The sequence below is a fragment of the Pseudomonas siliginis genome (assembly GCF_024072275.1).
GTDB classification, from domain to species: domain Bacteria; phylum Pseudomonadota; class Gammaproteobacteria; order Pseudomonadales; family Pseudomonadaceae; genus Aquipseudomonas; species Aquipseudomonas siliginis.
The window spans coordinates 2,498,669-2,513,920 of sequence record NZ_CP099598.1 but is presented as its reverse complement, the minus strand read 5'-3'; the positions used below and the strand labels follow the sequence as shown (position 1 = coordinate 2,513,920).

At 56.5% G+C, this 15,252-nt stretch carries 14 protein-coding genes; 5 read left to right on the top strand and 9 right to left on the bottom strand.

Annotated features, from left to right (window positions below):
* Window positions 1-11: 11 nt before the first annotated feature.
* From NF676_RS11785 to NF676_RS11770, 4 genes are all read right to left on the bottom strand, one after another.
* Window positions 12-764: a GIY-YIG nuclease family protein gene (locus NF676_RS11785; protein ID WP_252887757.1), complete on the bottom strand. Its 753-nt coding sequence runs from the start codon at window positions 762-764 to the stop codon at window positions 12-14.
* A 43-nt stretch (window positions 765-807) separates the two neighbouring features.
* Window positions 808-1,473, bottom strand: a complete 666-nt coding sequence (locus NF676_RS11780) for a hypothetical protein (protein WP_252887756.1) — start codon at window positions 1,471-1,473, stop codon at window positions 808-810.
* A complete protein-coding gene (locus NF676_RS11775; RefSeq protein WP_252887755.1) occupies window positions 1,473-2,534 on the bottom strand; it encodes a ParA family protein in 1,062 nt (353 codons plus the stop codon). The genes NF676_RS11780 and NF676_RS11775 overlap by 1 nt, the downstream gene beginning before the upstream one ends.
* A 293-nt stretch (window positions 2,535-2,827) precedes the next feature.
* Window positions 2,828-3,730, bottom strand: coding sequence for a LysR family transcriptional regulator (locus NF676_RS11770; RefSeq protein ID WP_252887754.1), 903 nt, complete (start codon window positions 3,728-3,730; stop codon window positions 2,828-2,830).
* Window positions 3,731-3,875: 145 nt separating this feature from the next.
* Between NF676_RS11770 and NF676_RS11765 the strand changes: the two genes are divergently transcribed.
* The 4 genes from NF676_RS11765 to NF676_RS11750 all read left to right on the top strand — a co-directional run bounded on the left by NF676_RS11765 (window position 3,876) and on the right by NF676_RS11750 (window position 7,905).
* On the top strand, window positions 3,876-4,922 hold the full coding sequence (locus NF676_RS11765; protein ID WP_252887753.1) for an SDR family oxidoreductase: 1,047 nt from the start codon (window positions 3,876-3,878) through the stop codon (window positions 4,920-4,922).
* A gap of 58 nt (window positions 4,923-4,980) precedes the next feature.
* Window positions 4,981-6,291, top strand: coding sequence for an NTP/NDP exchange transporter (locus NF676_RS11760; RefSeq protein ID WP_252887752.1), 1,311 nt, complete (start codon window positions 4,981-4,983; stop codon window positions 6,289-6,291).
* 84 nt (window positions 6,292-6,375) lie between these two features.
* Entirely contained in the window at window positions 6,376-6,921 is a 546-nt protein-coding gene (locus NF676_RS11755; RefSeq protein ID WP_056784992.1) for a P-loop NTPase family protein, read from the top strand.
* Between the two features lie 81 nt (window positions 6,922-7,002).
* Complete coding sequence (locus NF676_RS11750) at window positions 7,003-7,905, top strand: bestrophin family protein (RefSeq protein ID WP_024012629.1); 903 nt, start codon at window positions 7,003-7,005, stop codon at window positions 7,903-7,905.
* 44 nt (window positions 7,906-7,949) lie between these two features.
* Here the strand turns inward: NF676_RS11750 and NF676_RS11745 are convergent, their stop codons facing one another.
* The gene (locus tag NF676_RS11745; RefSeq protein ID WP_236169219.1) at window positions 7,950-8,249 is read right to left on the bottom strand and encodes a hypothetical protein; all 300 of its coding nucleotides are present in this window, start codon (window positions 8,247-8,249) and stop codon (window positions 7,950-7,952) included.
* A gap of 110 nt (window positions 8,250-8,359) precedes the next feature.
* On the opposite strand from NF676_RS11745, the gene NF676_RS11740 reads away from it, so the two are divergent.
* Complete coding sequence (locus tag NF676_RS11740; RefSeq protein ID WP_252887751.1) at window positions 8,360-8,971, top strand: LbetaH domain-containing protein; 612 nt, start codon at window positions 8,360-8,362, stop codon at window positions 8,969-8,971.
* 118 nt (window positions 8,972-9,089) lie between these two features.
* Here the strand turns inward: NF676_RS11740 and NF676_RS11735 are convergent, their stop codons facing one another.
* From NF676_RS11735 to NF676_RS11720, 4 genes are all read right to left on the bottom strand, one after another.
* A complete protein-coding gene (locus tag NF676_RS11735) occupies window positions 9,090-9,545 on the bottom strand; it encodes a hypothetical protein (RefSeq protein ID WP_252887750.1) in 456 nt (151 codons plus the stop codon).
* A 113-nt stretch (window positions 9,546-9,658) separates the two neighbouring features.
* Window positions 9,659-10,762 carry a tetratricopeptide repeat protein gene (locus tag NF676_RS11730; RefSeq protein ID WP_122601574.1) on the bottom strand — a complete coding sequence of 368 codons (1,104 nt, stop codon included), beginning with the start codon at window positions 10,760-10,762 and terminating at the stop codon, window positions 9,659-9,661.
* A 160-nt stretch (window positions 10,763-10,922) separates the two neighbouring features.
* Window positions 10,923-11,216: a DUF7660 family protein gene (locus NF676_RS11725; RefSeq protein WP_122601573.1), complete on the bottom strand. Its 294-nt coding sequence runs from the start codon at window positions 11,214-11,216 to the stop codon at window positions 10,923-10,925.
* A 190-nt stretch (window positions 11,217-11,406) separates the two neighbouring features.
* The gene (locus NF676_RS11720) at window positions 11,407-14,925 is read right to left on the bottom strand and encodes an AAA domain-containing protein (RefSeq protein WP_122601572.1); all 3,519 of its coding nucleotides are present in this window, start codon (window positions 14,923-14,925) and stop codon (window positions 11,407-11,409) included.
* Window positions 14,926-15,252 lie beyond the last annotated feature (327 nt).

Sequence of the window (15,252 nt, the reverse complement as noted above, 5' to 3'; positions counted from 1 at the left end):
GTTGTTGAACCTTAAGTCCCTTCATGTCCGCCGCTGGTAGGCTTGAGACGCGAATTTCTACTTCGTCCCTCCCTCAATACCGCTTTTGCCTCCTCTCTGTTTCCTGATTTACAGTGATGAATGTAGTGCTGAAGCGTCTCCTGGCTCTCGTAGTCGATGCTCAGACAGTCCAATTCCGTACCAACGTACCGAATAATTTCTTCGAGTTTCGCGCTAAACCACTCACCGTTTGTGCGGTACGCGGCAAAATGCTCATGACACTGCATTTCAGCCGCAAGGCAGTCTGCAACTTTGACATTTACGACATTGACGATAGGGCTTCCATGGCCGCCCATCTGTGCACGCTGACGACGGCCAGCCGTCTTGGTGTGCCCGATTTTGCTCAGCCCCGTCATCCCATCGAATAAAACATAGACATAGCCGGTCAGCCGATCAGGAGGGATCGTTGGAGTGCCAGGCACTCGCGATGCTAGATGAGGTAGGAATTCTTTCGCAGCTTGTACTAGATGCGCCCAGGTCGGATGCACGTCGCATCTTACTCTCTCCTTGTTTTGCTTCCGCAGTTCCGTCATCCGGTCAAACTCGTCCACGTGCGCCAAACGGATCGCTTCATCGAGAATCATCCCCCAGCCAAATTTGGCCAGTTCTTCCTGGAAGCGCTTTGCAGGTAAACTGAAAGTGGCCGCGAGGTCGGCAAGTTCGACATTTATGAATTGTTCGGCTGATCCGTTTTTATCCGCTTCAGTTTTGGTGTCTTTAGCCAATTGAATAATTTCCTGTTGCCTCAGTCGTATCGCAGAACATGAGTTAGCAGAATTGCGGCGGTGCATTTGAGCTTTTAAACTTATGATCTGTATATCTCAATAGCCAATTAATTTTTTCTTGAACAGCACCGGCGTCGCTTTTGGTTTTCTCTCTAATCACCGAGACTGCGGCTACGATCGCATCCGCCGATGCGGACTCATCAATTGTTAAAAAATCAACGAAAGCAGCACCATCATCCTGATGCGTTAATGGCAATTCGTCCAAAGAAATTGAAGTCTTAGCAAGCTGCAAAAGATCTTCCGATATTATGATGCGGGGGTATCGAGCCTTTAAGCTTTCGAGATGGTATGCATCAATCATTGCCTTACTAAACAAAAACTTCTCTTTAGAAAAATGCTTGCCAAATGTAATTCCACCTCGACATAGCAAACCATCTAACAAAAGCATCCTTTGCCATTTTGCAATGGTTTCTAAAAAGTCTTTAAGTTTCGACATGTCGAAGGGCCGACTCAAGACGATGGAGTCTGAGAACTGGATAAGTGTTGCATCCAAATCTTTCGCAAATAAAGCGTTAGCTCTTACATGGGCACTATACAGTAGTTCCAAGTATTTAGGCGCATCGAAGGATTCGCAGTCTGACTGAACCATGGCAGAAAAGCCTAGAATGTCGATAAATGCGACGAAATGAGTATCTAATTTTAACGCCACTACTTAACCTCCGCCAATCGGTCGGCAAGCAGTTTAAATGAAGCTCTAAAGCTTTCCATTCGTCGCTCAGCATCAGTCCAGGTCTTGCCACCCCACTGTCCACCAGCTTCTGTTACAAGGGCGGTATCAGCTTGACTAATTGAGAACACTGCCTTGCCGACCTCCTGCATGAGCGGGGCTAATGTTCCAAAGTCTGGTATTTGCGCTGCAATGTACTCCTCTGGCTTCCACGGGCACATCACGTGTTCAGCACCTGAATGCCGCGTCAGAGCCGGTACAAGACAGGTTGTAATTTGTTCCGGGATTCGTTTCATCCATACTTCAAACCCAGGTTTCGGACGACCTTTGTAAAGTTTAAAAAACTGAGAAATGGCACCCAGAAAAATGGGAGCGCCGTGCCGAACGGGCAAACCGTAACTTTCGTATGTCTGTTTAATTTGGGAGTGTTCGTCTAGCCATCTCCCGACGATTGCGGACAGTGTCGCTATTGCTTGCACATTAAACCGGTCAGGAGCCACAGGGACAAAAAAAGCATCACAGGCCAGAAAAAAAGAGCGAGTAAGCGCACCAGCACTTGGGCCCAAATCAATAAATACGTAATCATACTTTCTGGAGGTAGATAACCTTTCCAACATATCGCCTATAGCTACATAGGTTCGCATCAAGTTTGTTCGCGCCGCAAAACGCTGAGAATGAGCTTCAGAAATATCATCTTCAATAGAGTTTAAATCAACACTCCCCCGAATGAGTTCTAATCCCGGCTTCAGCTCTACCGTGCGAATACTATCAACATCAACAATGGGTACTTCGCCATCAATTCGTGGCTTTAGGGCGTCTAATATGCTTGATCCCGGTAACTCTTGAATAATTCCGGTCTTTTCAGCTAGCGCATCTAACTCTGCTATGACTGCACCCATACATAACTCTGTTAAGTTGCATTGAGAGTCTGCATCAACAAGTAAAACTCTTTTTCCTTCATCAACAAGATAGTGAGCTAAATTGAATGTGGTAGTGGTCTTAGACACGCCACCCTTATGGTTGTATAGAGTAACGATGGCCATCTTTCCATCCTTGGTTTGGTTTGATGGTGCTTCGATTGTGCACCTGGGGTGATCGCCACGTTACCCTTTCACTACCATGGCGTCTAGACAGACGCATCTAGCTAAAGCACAAGACTCGCGACCATCCACCTTTTGGCCGTTACGGTCGCTTCCAAGCGTCCGCTTATGGCCGGTAGCGGTCGGCTTCTCAATGGCCGCTTCTGGCCGCTTCTGGCCGATTGCTGCCAGTCGCCATCGACGCCCTGCTGGCAGACCCATTAGCCTCACGAAACAGCGCCGAAAACACCTGCACTCTACGCAATCTCCCCTTCCCCCCGCAAAAAATCCACAAACGCCCTCAGCGGCGAAGGCATGTGACGGCGGCCGTGGTAGTAGAGAAACGGGCCGTCGAAGGCCTGCCACCAGTCCTCGAGAATCGGCACCAGTCGACCATCGGAGAGTGGCTCGCGCAGGAAGTCCTCGAAGGTATAGACGATGCCCAATCCGTTGATGGCCGAGCGAATTTTCAGATCGTGCGACGACGTCAGCAGTTGCCCCTGAGGCGGGATACGTACGATACGGCCGTCTCGATGGAACTCGAATACGCCGACTTTGCCACTCTCGAACCGATGGCCAAGCAGGTCATGGCCCGGCAGTTCTTCGGGGTGAGTGGGCGTACCGCGTTCAGCCAGATAGCCCGGGGCGGCCGCTGCAACGAAGCGTTGGCGACGCGGGCCGATGGGCACGGCGATCATGTCTTTGGCCAGGCTCTCTTCATAGCGCACGCCGGCGTCATACCCGCCAGCGTTGACGTCGACAAAGGTGTTGTCCATGACGACTTCGACACTGACCCCTGGATAAAGGCGCAGAAAACGCGCCAGCAGGTCGGGCAACAGAAAGCGTGCCACCGGCACTGGCACATTGAGCTTGAGCGTGCCGACCGGGCGCTGAGCGTCGTCGTCGAGATCGTTGAAAGCGGCGTCGATTTCTTGCAAGGCCGGGCGCAGGCGCTCGAGCAATCGTTCGCCGGCCGCCGTCGGCGTGACGCTGCGCGTGGTTCGATTGAGCAGGCGCACGCCCAGGTCGCTTTCCAGCCGACGCATGCAATCGCTCAGCGACGAGGCGGACAAACCGCGTTTTTGCGCGGCAGCACGAAATCCCCCCGCCTCGACCACCGCAGCAAATATCGACACATCGGTAAGGTTTGGTTTACGCATGGACGCTTCCTCCGCAAGCGACTGACTGTACGCCATAGCGTACGGGCCATCCACCAATGCCCGACTTATCCTCGGGCATTCGTACACCGATACTGCTCACTCGCCCCGCCAACCGGGAACCTGTCACGCGAATGAGAATCCTCCGATGAGCCATTCCCCCGCTACGCCGAGCAATACCGCGACCCAACGCCTCCTCAAGGCCGCCCGAATGCTGTTCGCCATTTCCGCGATGGCCGGCACACTGGCTGCGCAGGCGACTCCCCGAACGGAGCCGAAGCCGGACTGGTCAACCCACGATATGCCCAGCCAGAAAGGCCGCATCGTGCTGGTCACCGGAGGAACCAGCGGCATGGGCTATGAAGACGCGCTGGCCCTGACCCGAGCCGGTGCCGAGGTGATCATCGCCGCACGCAACGCCGAGCGCGGCCGCGAAGCGATCGCAAACATCAAGCAAGCCGTGCCCGAGGCGCGCGTGCAATTCGAAACGCTGGACCTTGCCAATCTGCAATCGGTGCGCGACCTCGCCAACCGTCTGCAAGGTCGCCTGCCGAGGCTCGACGTGCTGATCAACAATGCCGCGATCATGTCGCCGCCTGTTCGAGGCGTTTCCGCCAATGGCTACGAGATGCAATTGGCGACCAATTACCTGGGGCATTTCGCCTTGACCGGCCTGCTGATGCCCCTGCTACGCAAAAGCGACGATGGTCGGGTGGTCAGCCTGTCGAGCATCGCCGCCGGGCGCGCAATCCTGAACTTCGATGACCTGCAGGCTGAGCGCGCTTACGACCCTTTCGCCAGCTACAGCCAATCGAAACTGGCGATACTCAAGTGGAGTATCGAGCTGCAGCAGCGCAGCGATGCCGCCGGTTGGGGAATACGCAGCATCGCCGCTCACCCCGGCGTTGCCGTGACCGAACTGATCGCCCGTGGGCCTGGCCTGGACAGTGAATTCGGCAAACAATGGGCAGTAGAGCGGGACAGGTATCATTCCGCAGCGCAGGGCGCGCTGCCCACCTTATATGCGGCGACGGCGCTGGAGGCGGTTGGCGGTGCCTACTACGGGCCTACCGGTGATAACGAGAAGCGCGGGCCGCTGGGCTTCGCCAAGATGCCGCCGGCCGCTGCCGATCGCTCGAATTCGGCCACACTGTGGCAACTTTCCGAGCGACTGACCGGCGTCACCTACCGCTGAGCCCGCTGGCACGGGGAGGCTCCGTGCCATTGCCCCGCCACTCCCACAGGAGCGCAACATGGATACGTCTCTTCTCGCCCACCGCGCCGGCGCCATCATCAATGCCGAGGCTGACGAGCTGCGCCCTGCGCTCAATGGCTTTCTGCTGTTCGTCTGCCTGTTCGCCGGCTATTTCATGCTCCGCCCGATCCGCGAATCGATGGGCATCACTGCCGGCGTCGAGAACTTGCAGTGGCTGTTCACCGCGACCTTCCTGGTCATGCTGACGGCCGTTCCGCTGTTCGCCTGGCTCAGCGCACGCGTGCCGCGCCTGCATTTCGTGGACTGGGTGTACGGATTCTTCTGCACCAACCTGCTGTTGTTCGCCGCCTTGTTCCTCGGCGAAGAAAGCGCTTGGCTGGCGCGCGTGTTTTACGTGTGGATATCGGTCTACAACCTGTTTGTCGTATCGGTCGCCTGGAGCCTGATGGCCGATGTATTCGACAGTGCCCAGGCCAAACGCCTGTTCGCGTTCATCGCGGCGGGCGCCAGCGTCGGCGGCCTGAGTGGCCCTGCGCTGAGCGCCTTGCTGATCGGTGCGCTGGGGGAGTCCGGCCTGATGCTGCTGGCCGCTGTTCTGCTCGGCGCTGCGATGTGGTTCAAGCGCCAGCTGATGCGCTGGCGTGAACGGGGTGGCGCAGGACGCCCCGATGCCGCGCCGAGCGAAAGCCCTCGCAGGCCGTTGCCCGGCAATCCGTTCAGCGGTATGACGGCCGTTCTGAAATCACCCTATCTGCTCGGCATCTGCGGTTTTGTGGTGCTGCTGGCGACAGTCTCCACCTTCCTTTACTTCGAGCAGGCACGCGTCGTCGCCGAACACTTCCCGGACCGCGAGGCGCAGGTGCGCGTGTTCGGCATCATCGACTTTGTCGTGCAGGCGGGCGCCCTGCTCTGTCAGCTGTTCATCACTGGACGCCTCGCGCAAAGGCTCGGCGTCGGCGTGCTGTTGGCCATGGTGCCGCTGGTCATGTGTGCCGGGTTTATCGGACTGATCTTCGCCCCCGGCTTTGGCCTGATCGCCGCGCTGATGATCGTGCGCCGCATCGGTGAATACGCCTTCGTGCGCCCAGGCCGAGAGATGCTGTTTGCCCCGCTCGATGCCGAAAGCAAGTACAAGGCGAAGAACTTCATCGACACCGTGGTCTACCGCGCCGGCGACGCCATCAGTGCCTGGGCGAAAAGCGCGCTGGACGCCCTCAGCCAAGGTGCAGGCATGGCAGCGCTGGTCGGCGCGCTGTGTGCACTGCTCTGGGGTCTGCTGGGATGGCGGCTCGGCGAACGGGCGGACCGCCGAGCCAGGGTGGCGGGAGCGCGGCAAAACCCAGCGTAGCGCTCAAGAGTCATTGACGGAGACAGGCATTGCCGTAGAATCGCCCGCCCCAAAAAACAGCTTGCAGAGCGAGAAGGAGCTTCGATGCAACGGGTGATGATTGTTGGTCAGCCTGGGTCTGGCAAAAGTACGTTGGCGCGCAAGCTGGGTAAGCGCACGGGGTTGCCGGTCGTGCATATCGACACGATCCACTGGCAGCCAGGCTGGATCGAGCGAAGCCCGGATGAGAAGACCCGACTCTGCCTGGAGGTCGAGGCGCGTGATCGCTGGATATTCGAAGGTGGCCATTCGACAACTTGGGAAAATCGCGTCGCCCGTGCAGATCTGCTGATCTGGATCGATCGTTCGCCACCGCTTCGATTCTTGCGCGTCCTGCGTAGAACGCTGCTCAACCACGGTCAGTCTCGGCCCGACTTGCCGGAAAACTGCCCCGAACAGCTGGCGAACCTGCCGGAGTTTCTAAAGTTCATGTGGCGGACGAGAAAAACCTCGCGAGCCAAAATGCGCCAATTCGTGTCAACGGCGCCATCGGCTTGCCGGGTGGTTCATCTGCGGTCGAATCGAGAGACGAGGATTTTTCTTGAAAGCATTCGCCATGCACAGGGCCAGACTTTACAGACTGACGGCTGACCGCTCCACCAGGGAACTGCCGGTGCCATCCATCGTCCGAGCTTAAGCGTTTAAGCAAACAGCTCGCCACGAGGTTTCCGTTTGAAAGCTGCCATCGTCAAAAAATACCGTCTGATCATCAAGACCCTGGGTTACGTGGGCTGGTCTTTGTTCTGGTTGCTGCTCTGGGACATCGCCGTCACCGTCGACTTCATGCTATTTCTCAACGCCAAGCTGAACCTGCCGTTGATGCCGCTGACCTTGCTCGGTTCGGCGTTGATCGTGTTGATCAGTTTTCGCAACAGCAGCGCTTACAACCGCTGGTGGGAAGCGCGGACGCTGTGGGGGTCGATGATCAACAATTCCCGCAGCTTCGCCCGGCAGGTGCTGACGCTGCTGGACGACGCTGGTGGCGAGGTTAACCCGGTCAAATCCACGCTGTTGCGCCGCCATGTTGCTTATGTGAATTGTCTTGCCGCGCACCTGCAAGGTCAGCCGTGTCCCGACGAGGTACGGGCGTTTATTCCCGCCGAAGAATTCGCCCGCAGTGGCACAACCAATAACTTTGCCAACGATATCCTCACCGGCTCGGCGACTCTGCTCGCTCGCGAATACAAGGCCGGGCATCTGGACAGTATTCGCCTGGCGCGGCTCGAGTCGACCCTGGTGGATCTGTCCAACAGCCAAGGCGGCATGGAGCGGATCGCCAATACCCCGCTGCCCTACCCTTATGTGTATTTTCCGCGGTTGTTCATTTCGCTGTTCTGCTTGATCGTCCCGATAGGACTGGTCGAATCCCTCGGCTGGTTCACGCCGCTGGCGTCGACTGTGGTCGGGTTCATGCTGCTGGCCATCGAGCGCATCGGCACCGATCTGCAGAGTCCGTTCCGCCACAGCGAACACCAGATTCAAATGGAAGCGCTGTGCGAAACCATCGAAAAGAATTTGCAGTCAATGCAGCGTGATTCGTTGGGGGATGTGCGCAGGGTTGAGGAGCCCGCTTGAGGCGCTGCTGTAGCAGCAGCGCTTTTCATCAGATAGCGGAGCGGCTATTGACGAGTGTCCGCCTCCTCGGCCGGGTAAAACTCGCCCTGCTTGCCCATTTCTTCCAGTCGTTCGCGCGCTACCGCCTCAACACGGGCCACTGCATCTCGATCGTCAGGGTCAACCAACTGCAAGCACAGGCGTCGGACATTCTGATCATGGGTTCCCTCGCTGAGCATTTCGTGGGTGAAGACTTGTTCAGCACGCCATAGGCATAACTGGGTATGGGTCCCGCCGAGCCATATCTCGTTGATTGAGCCAAGATCAGTGGTTGCCAGTTGATCCACGGTGATTGTCTTATCCATTGCGCCGTACCTTGAAAATGCTTGTACAGGTACGACTGGCAGGCATAGCGAGTCGTTCAAGTCGTCGACAGTCCACCCACGCCCCACTCTCACTTGTGCGGAAGATTCTTATGAAATCGCCAAAAATCGAAGATTACATCGCTCAATGGCCATTACTGGGCGTGGACTCCGCTGCCCCTTGGTCAGTGGTTCAGGGTTGCGAGAGCCGGATTCTGAAATTGCTTGAAACGCTCGGCCCGGGATACCGGCGCCACGACTATTGTGCGATTCATGAAACCGCCATCGTTGAGCAAGGCGCCGTTCTCAAAGGCGCAATCATCATCGGCGCGGGCTGTTTCGTAGCAGCGGGCGCTTACCTCCGTGGAGGCGTTTACCTGGGCAGAAACTGCATCGTTGGCCCCAGCTGTGAGCTGAAAAGCACCTTCATGCTCGATGGCAGCAAGCTTGCCCACTTCAACTTCGTCGGCGACTCATTGATTGGCGAAGCGGTCAATATTGAAGCCGGCGCGATCATCGCCAACTACCGTAACGAACTGGACGGAGCCGATATCAAGATCCGCCACGAAAATCGGGTGATCGAAACAGGCGTCAGCAAATTCGGAGCGCTAGTGGGTGATGGCTGCAAGATTGGCGCAAACGCTGTGATTGCTCCTGGCGCTTTGTTGCGGCCCGATACGCGTGTTCCTCGCTTGGGATTGATTGATCAGTTTGCTTACGATTAAAACGAAATGTGTACTCCGGAATCGAATCGCCGTCGCGCAGGGCTGCCCAACTCAGCAAATCTCCCATACGAAAAAGCCCGCAAAGCGGGCTTCTTCAGGCATCGACCAAGCATGCCGCTTACTTGTTCCTCAACAACACATAAGTCTCACCGCCCTTGCGGTCATGCTGAAGAATGAAGTTGTTGTCCTGAATACGCACCTTCGACGGCACACGATCAGCGACCGGCGTTTGCGAGTGAATCTGCGCGGCACTCAGCAATTGACGGGTCAGGCTGTCATCCGACTGACTGGCAGTGGCGACGACGCATTCCTTTTCGGAGAGTTGCACGGAAAGATTTTTGTCTGCGGTGAAGCCGATGCGCGTGAAGCCCATGTCCACAAGCTCGGTAATGCCGTTCCTCTTGGCCGCTTCAGCCGAGCCGGCGAACGACGGGGCGGTTTTCAGACAAATGTCGATAAAAGCTTCAATGGCTTTGGAGGTGACAGGTGTCGGTGCGGATGGCGTTGCGGTGGTGCAGCTGGCGAGCACGAACAGGCTGGACAAAGCCAGTGTGCGGAACAACGTATTGGACATGACGCGGGAATCCTTCCATTTGAAATTCGCAATGCAGCCGTCTGGCTGAAACCGCCGGGCCGGGCGGCGTGCATGATAAATGAAAAACGCGATACTAGGCCCACCCCTGCAGCTTACTGTTCGCTTGTCAGATCACCTTTGAGTCCCATGAGACCCGGCGGGCTTGAATAGAGGTTCTCCAGAGCCGATATCTCAGCCAGTTGCTGCGGCGAAAGTGTTTTCTCTTCTTTCTCAAGCTGCTCGCGCATGGGGTCTGCAATATCGCTCGGCAGCGACTGTTTAAGCGCCACACGCAACAATCCGCAAGCCTTGAGCTTGTTACGCTGGACGCCCTGCCCATTATCCAGATGAACGGCGAGGGCAATCTGCGCCATAGCGTTTCCTTGAATGGCCGCCTGCAACAGCCAGTGATTGGCAAGTGGATAGTTCACGGGTACATCACCGCCACTGCTGTAGAGATAGCCGAGGACATACTGGGCGTTGACCCGGCCCTGATCGGCGGCACGGGTATACCAACGCAATGCGGTGGGTACGTCTTTCGGGATACCGGTGCCTTCTAAAGTGACCGCTCCCAATAATTCAAATGCAAGGCTATCGCCAGCATTGGCCGCTTGGGTGAACAATGTCACGGCGTGTTGAGGGTCGGCTGGAATTCCTTTACCGGAAAAATAGAGTGTGCCTAATAGAGTCAGAGCCTCGGCATCTCCATGATCGGCTGCCTTGCTAGCCCATTTGAACGCCTGTTGGTCGTTTGCCTCAACGCCGTAACCTTTGTCATAAAAGATAGCGAGTTGTCGTTGAGCTTTGGTATGACCTTGTTCTGCTGCCTTGCTGAACCATTGCGTGCCTTGGACAAAATCACTGGCCACCTCTCCACCCGCGACGCTTGCAACCCCCATGTAATATTGTGCGTCGGCGTATCCCTGATCGGCCGACTCAGTTATCCAATGCATACCTTTGGGTCGATCAACTTCGACGCCTCGACCGTAGTATTGAATGATGCCAATCTTGTATTGCGCGACAGGGTCGCCTTTTTCTGCAGCGCTCAAGTACCAGTCTGCGGCTTTGCCAGGGTTGCGGCTGACTATCAGCCCCTCCTCATAAGCTGAGGCGATCAAGACAGGAAGGCTATAAGGGCTCCGCCATAGTGCGATCACGAAGGTAACAAGAAGAAAGGCCAAGAGGCTGAGGCATAGAGGAATCGAGAACTTGCGCAATTTTGAATCCGTTCATGAATGGGAGGACAACGCTTGGGGCCGAGTCGCCCGACAGGTTATCGCCAGGTTTCATGCTCGCTGAAGGGCAAATCTACAAAAGAGCTCGTGCACACAGTGGGTTACCGCAGGTTCGCAGATTCGCAGATTCGCCTGCCAAGGCTCACTCATAGAATTTGCCAGCTAACAGAATGGATGCACACCGCTGCCATATATTTGTTTCTGAAATGCTCGGAGAATTCCGAGCACTGTCGGTTGCCCAAGCAGCTGCTGCTTCGAGAAAAGTATCAACAGAACCATTTTCCCACTGCGAAACGCCCAACTCATCGCGCTTTAATAGCGTCACATTATCTAGCAAGGGTTGACTGGCAAAATCCGAACCCAGAGCATCGATGAATGCGATGAACGATTGCTCGTCGTTCACACGCTCCAGTAGCTCATCGAGATCAATCGACATATAAAGACATTCCGCTGCGGCATAATCGAATGAGAGATTCGCCGCGATTTTGTTCCGCGAAAGGAAAAAGAGTCAACTTCTATAACGGGGCACGTCGGGGCTGAAGTGGTTTGCGAGCGACAGCTTCCGGCCGAAAGCTGCCCTTCACGGATGGCAGATTTCGGCCAGTAGCGGACGCCTATGTCGAGCGCTAAGCTGACGTTGCTCTCTTCGGAATGGAGGTCACCCGTTGCGCTAAACTAGCGCGGTTGATTGCAAGTTCGCCGCTTACATCAGGGCCGCGATAGACCATGGAAGTTTCATGGTGCACATAGTCGCCATAGCGCTGCGCACTCAGCCAATTGAACGAGCCGATACACAGTAACTCCTCATCGGCCATAACTATCTTGCTGTGCACCTTGTTAACCACGCACACCTGAACATCCCGCATTCTCAGCGCTGCAATCGCGCCTTCGAATTCGACGACTTTCTCAGGATCGCCCTCCGGCTTGGCGCGCTTGATGCCAGTGTTGAACCCAAGGTCGGTATACACCACCACTTGGACGCCGCGCTGAACGGCGTTACCCATGATTTCCATCGCGCCGCTTTCCAGCATCCATCGCAGTCTGACCCAAGGCGTTACGATCTGAACCTGCTGGCGAGCCGCTTCAAGCGTCTGCATCAGAAACCGATCATGCTCTTCAACTTCATGCAGGTGGCTCAATCCTGTACGCGCTGTTTGTAAGTCATCTCTGGGTTGATACTCGAAAATCAGCTCGTTCGTCGAATCTGTAAACAGAAACTTGGTTAAAAGTCCGCGCGGCTTGCTTATCGGCACCTGGCTGAACAGGTCCATGTCGCCAAACACCAGGAAACTGTCCTTGGCCCGAGAAACGGCAACGTTCAGCATGCTGTCCTTGCGATCGATAAATTCGCCATCGGCATGTTTGGAATAGACCGCAGAGAAAATCACCACCGGCCGCTCCGCGCCCTGAAAGGAATGAACCGTACCGACAGTCATCTCGCCATCGCCTTTACCGGTCTTGATGCCCAGTGCTGTGCAGGCCTTGACGATCGCCTGCGTCTGCGCGCCGAACGGCGTGATCACGCCGAGAATTTCCCACAGTTCCTTCTTGTAGCGCTTTGTCAGCTCGGCTCCATTCGCTTGAATCCACGCAGCGATCGTCTGCGCTTCCAAGAGGTTATGACGGCTACCGCCATTGCTCTTCTGGCACACTCCATCAATATGCAGGTAGCCCAGCCCCGGCAAACCATCTTCCAGTTTTCGCCCGCGCCGCGGCTGTAGCTTGCCCTTGTAGCAAAGGGCATTGCAGTATTCGATTATCGAGTCGTAGCAGCGACGGTGCTCATACAGATACATGCCTCGGGCGAGGTCGTGATCGTAGTGGTACCGACTGGTCGCCTGGGCGATAGCCATGACGCTGCCGTTGGCCGCGCTACGGCCGCTATCGCAAAAGGCGGCATAGTCATCATCGACCTTGTCGCGCGATAGCAGACCGGCGCCCATCAGGTTGCCGATATCGACCGCGGCCGGAATCGACCAGATCGGTTCGATCTGCTGAGTATCGCCGATTACCAACGCTTGCTTGGCGAGCGCGAACGACGGCGCGGCGACTTCGGGAAGGACTTGGCCAGCTTCGTCGACGATCAGTAGATCAATGAAGTTCAGCGCGTAGTCGTCGACGAAGCCGTTACCATCGTGCCGCTTGCAGTGCAGCTCCTTGGGCAGCCTGAAAAAGGTGGCCACAACGCAGGGCGTGAGCTTCATCCACCGCCGCCAGTTTTTCTCCAGGGTCTTGCGGCCGTTTTTGCCGCGGCTCTTGAGGATCTCTGGCAGGCTTTCGGCGACTTCCATAAGCCAACGACCTTCCCAATAATGGGTAGTCAGCAGGAAGATTTCGAAACGCAGGGAAGTGTCCGCCCACCTGTCGCAGTCGTTGAGAGTCACTTGGGCAGCAGGCCTGTCGGTAAGGGTAGGCAGAACAGCAATCACGGCCTGCCAATTCAATACGTGACGTTGCTCCGCTTGCAGCAATTGCCGGGCCTGCTGCAATCGGGCCACGACGACTTCCTGGGCCTTGCTGGCTTGAGCCACGGAGGCCGTCAACCGGGTCTCGATTTCGCTGATACTGGCGGCGTTTTGCAGCTCGGTGCTAGCCTCATCGAAATGTAATTTCGCCAAACGCAGACGTTTGCCAGCGACCGGGCCAAACCAGCCGAACAGTGTGTAGATCCACGGCTCATGGGCCAGGTAGTGTTTGAAAACCTTCAGACGTGCTTGCGCGTTCGCAAGCTCTTCGGCGTGGTTGAGGCGTTGTGCCTCAAGACGCGCAATGCCTGCATGTGGATCATCGCCCAGCAGTGTCCGGATGGCTTCGCGGGCGCCGACCAGTTCGGCCCAGGCGTACTCGATATCGGTGAGTTGCTGCTGGCGCGAACGGATCGCGACCTGGAGCTGCTTGACCGCGCCCTGGACGCTCAGGCTCCGATCATGGGGGAAGGCGATGGTGGCGCGGGCCAGGTAGGCCTGTTGCGCCTTGTCCAGATAGGACTGCGACTCAAGCTCGGTAAAAAAGCTTTTGGTCTGGTAGGTGCGGGCCATTTCCGCCTCGGCCGAAGACTTGGGAAAGTAAGCGCCGAAGCTGTTGATATCGGGCAGCCAGCGCCCCGCAAAAGGACCGCTCCCCTCTGAGAAGTCCTTGCCGAACGCTTTGATGATGTTGGTCACGGCTTGGTTGTTGGTGGAACTTGCCACAATCACCGGAGGCTCGCCACCGGCCAATGCGGCCTTGGCCCAGAGCGAGGCGACGACCGAAAGCAGCAAGGTGGTTTTACCGGTACCCGGCGGCCCGTTGACGGCCAGCACATCCCCCACATCCGCGACGAGAACATGAGCCAAGCCATCACGTTGGGCGGGCGTCAGGGCATATTCGTCTCCAGCATGGCCCAATCGCACGGCAAACTGGCTGTTGGCGGGCAAGCAAACTTCGTCAGGGCTGGAATCGCGCTGAGCGAAGCGGTCGAATAATGGTGCGTCGGGCTTGCTGTCGCGCAAGTGGTCGTAGAGGCCGACGATATTGCGACTGAAGCCGTCAGCTTTCTCTTCCTTGAACAAATAGCAGAAGTTCACCAGGTCGAAGCCATCCTCTGCCCCCTCCCAACCGCTGGTGACCTTGCGGAACATTTCCATGCAGAAATGGACATAGGCATTCCACTTGTCCCGGTGCTGGTCTGCGGTCAGCTCTTCACCCTCGGCGGATGGAGCGAACAGCGGCACATCTTCGGTGGACAAAAACGCATCCACGTCGACTTGGGCACCGATGACGAAATTATCGCGGTCCAGCGGTTCGAGAATATCGCGGGGCATCAGGGTTTGCGATGTCGGATAAAGACGACCATCGCGGGCGACCAACACTCGACATACAACTGGAGTGATGAACGCCGGAAGTCCGTTTCGGGCTTTGCGGTGCTCCAGGCGAGACTTGTAAACCAAGGGCCGCAGGGTGATCTCTACACAGGCTGATTCAGCGGTTTCGTTGGCGAATAAGAGACTCACCTGCTCTGCCGGCACACACCCTGAGAATAAGGCCTCGATGGGTAAAGCGGTGAGCTTTCGGGCTTGGCTGGTGGACAAGGCGCCGTTGCCATTTTCGGCGTCGGCCAGGCAATTTCGCCAGTAGTTCGCGAGTTTGAAGGAGTTGTCGTTCATCGTCCTGATTCAATGCGGACCGTGACTCACTGTGACGGTCGATGGATGGGTAATTAGGGCGAGGGTAGCGTGTTGGGTGAGGAATGGCCAACCAGGACATGCTGCGCACCGCGATGCTCCAGAACTGACATCGGCGTAAATGTGGAGGACCAACCAGAATACTCACGCCACACAAGTCCAATTCCATCGAGGATCGCATCTTGAGACTGCCTGTTAGTTCATGAATTAGACCCAAGTGCGGTAGACCGGCCCGTAATGACCGCGACATTAGACGTCAGGTTAGTATCGATGAATGGCGCCTCCCCTTCGTATCCGCCTCTCAAAACG

Excerpts from the sequence above, each read along its gene's own strand:
- NF676_RS11775 (WP_252887755.1), bottom strand. The coding sequence starts at position 2,534 with ATGGCCATCGTTACTCTATACAACCATAAGGGTGGCGTGTCTAAGACC.
- NF676_RS11770 (WP_252887754.1), bottom strand. The coding sequence starts at position 3,730 with ATGCGTAAACCAAACCTTACCGATGTGTCGATATTTGCTGCGGTGGTC.
- NF676_RS11765 (WP_252887753.1), top strand. The coding sequence starts at position 3,876 with ATGAGCCATTCCCCCGCTACGCCGAGCAATACCGCGACCCAACGCCTC.
- NF676_RS11760 (WP_252887752.1), top strand. The coding sequence starts at position 4,981 with ATGGATACGTCTCTTCTCGCCCACCGCGCCGGCGCCATCATCAATGCC.
- NF676_RS11755 (WP_056784992.1), top strand. The coding sequence starts at position 6,376 with ATGCAACGGGTGATGATTGTTGGTCAGCCTGGGTCTGGCAAAAGTACG.
- NF676_RS11745 (WP_236169219.1), bottom strand. The coding sequence starts at position 8,249 with ATGGATAAGACAATCACCGTGGATCAACTGGCAACCACTGATCTTGGC.
- NF676_RS11740 (WP_252887751.1), top strand. The coding sequence starts at position 8,360 with ATGAAATCGCCAAAAATCGAAGATTACATCGCTCAATGGCCATTACTG.
- NF676_RS11735 (WP_252887750.1), bottom strand. The coding sequence starts at position 9,545 with ATGTCCAATACGTTGTTCCGCACACTGGCTTTGTCCAGCCTGTTCGTG.
- NF676_RS11725 (WP_122601573.1), bottom strand. The coding sequence starts at position 11,216 with ATGTCGATTGATCTCGATGAGCTACTGGAGCGTGTGAACGACGAGCAA.
- NF676_RS11720 (WP_122601572.1), bottom strand. The coding sequence starts at position 14,925 with ATGAACGACAACTCCTTCAAACTCGCGAACTACTGGCGAAATTGCCTG.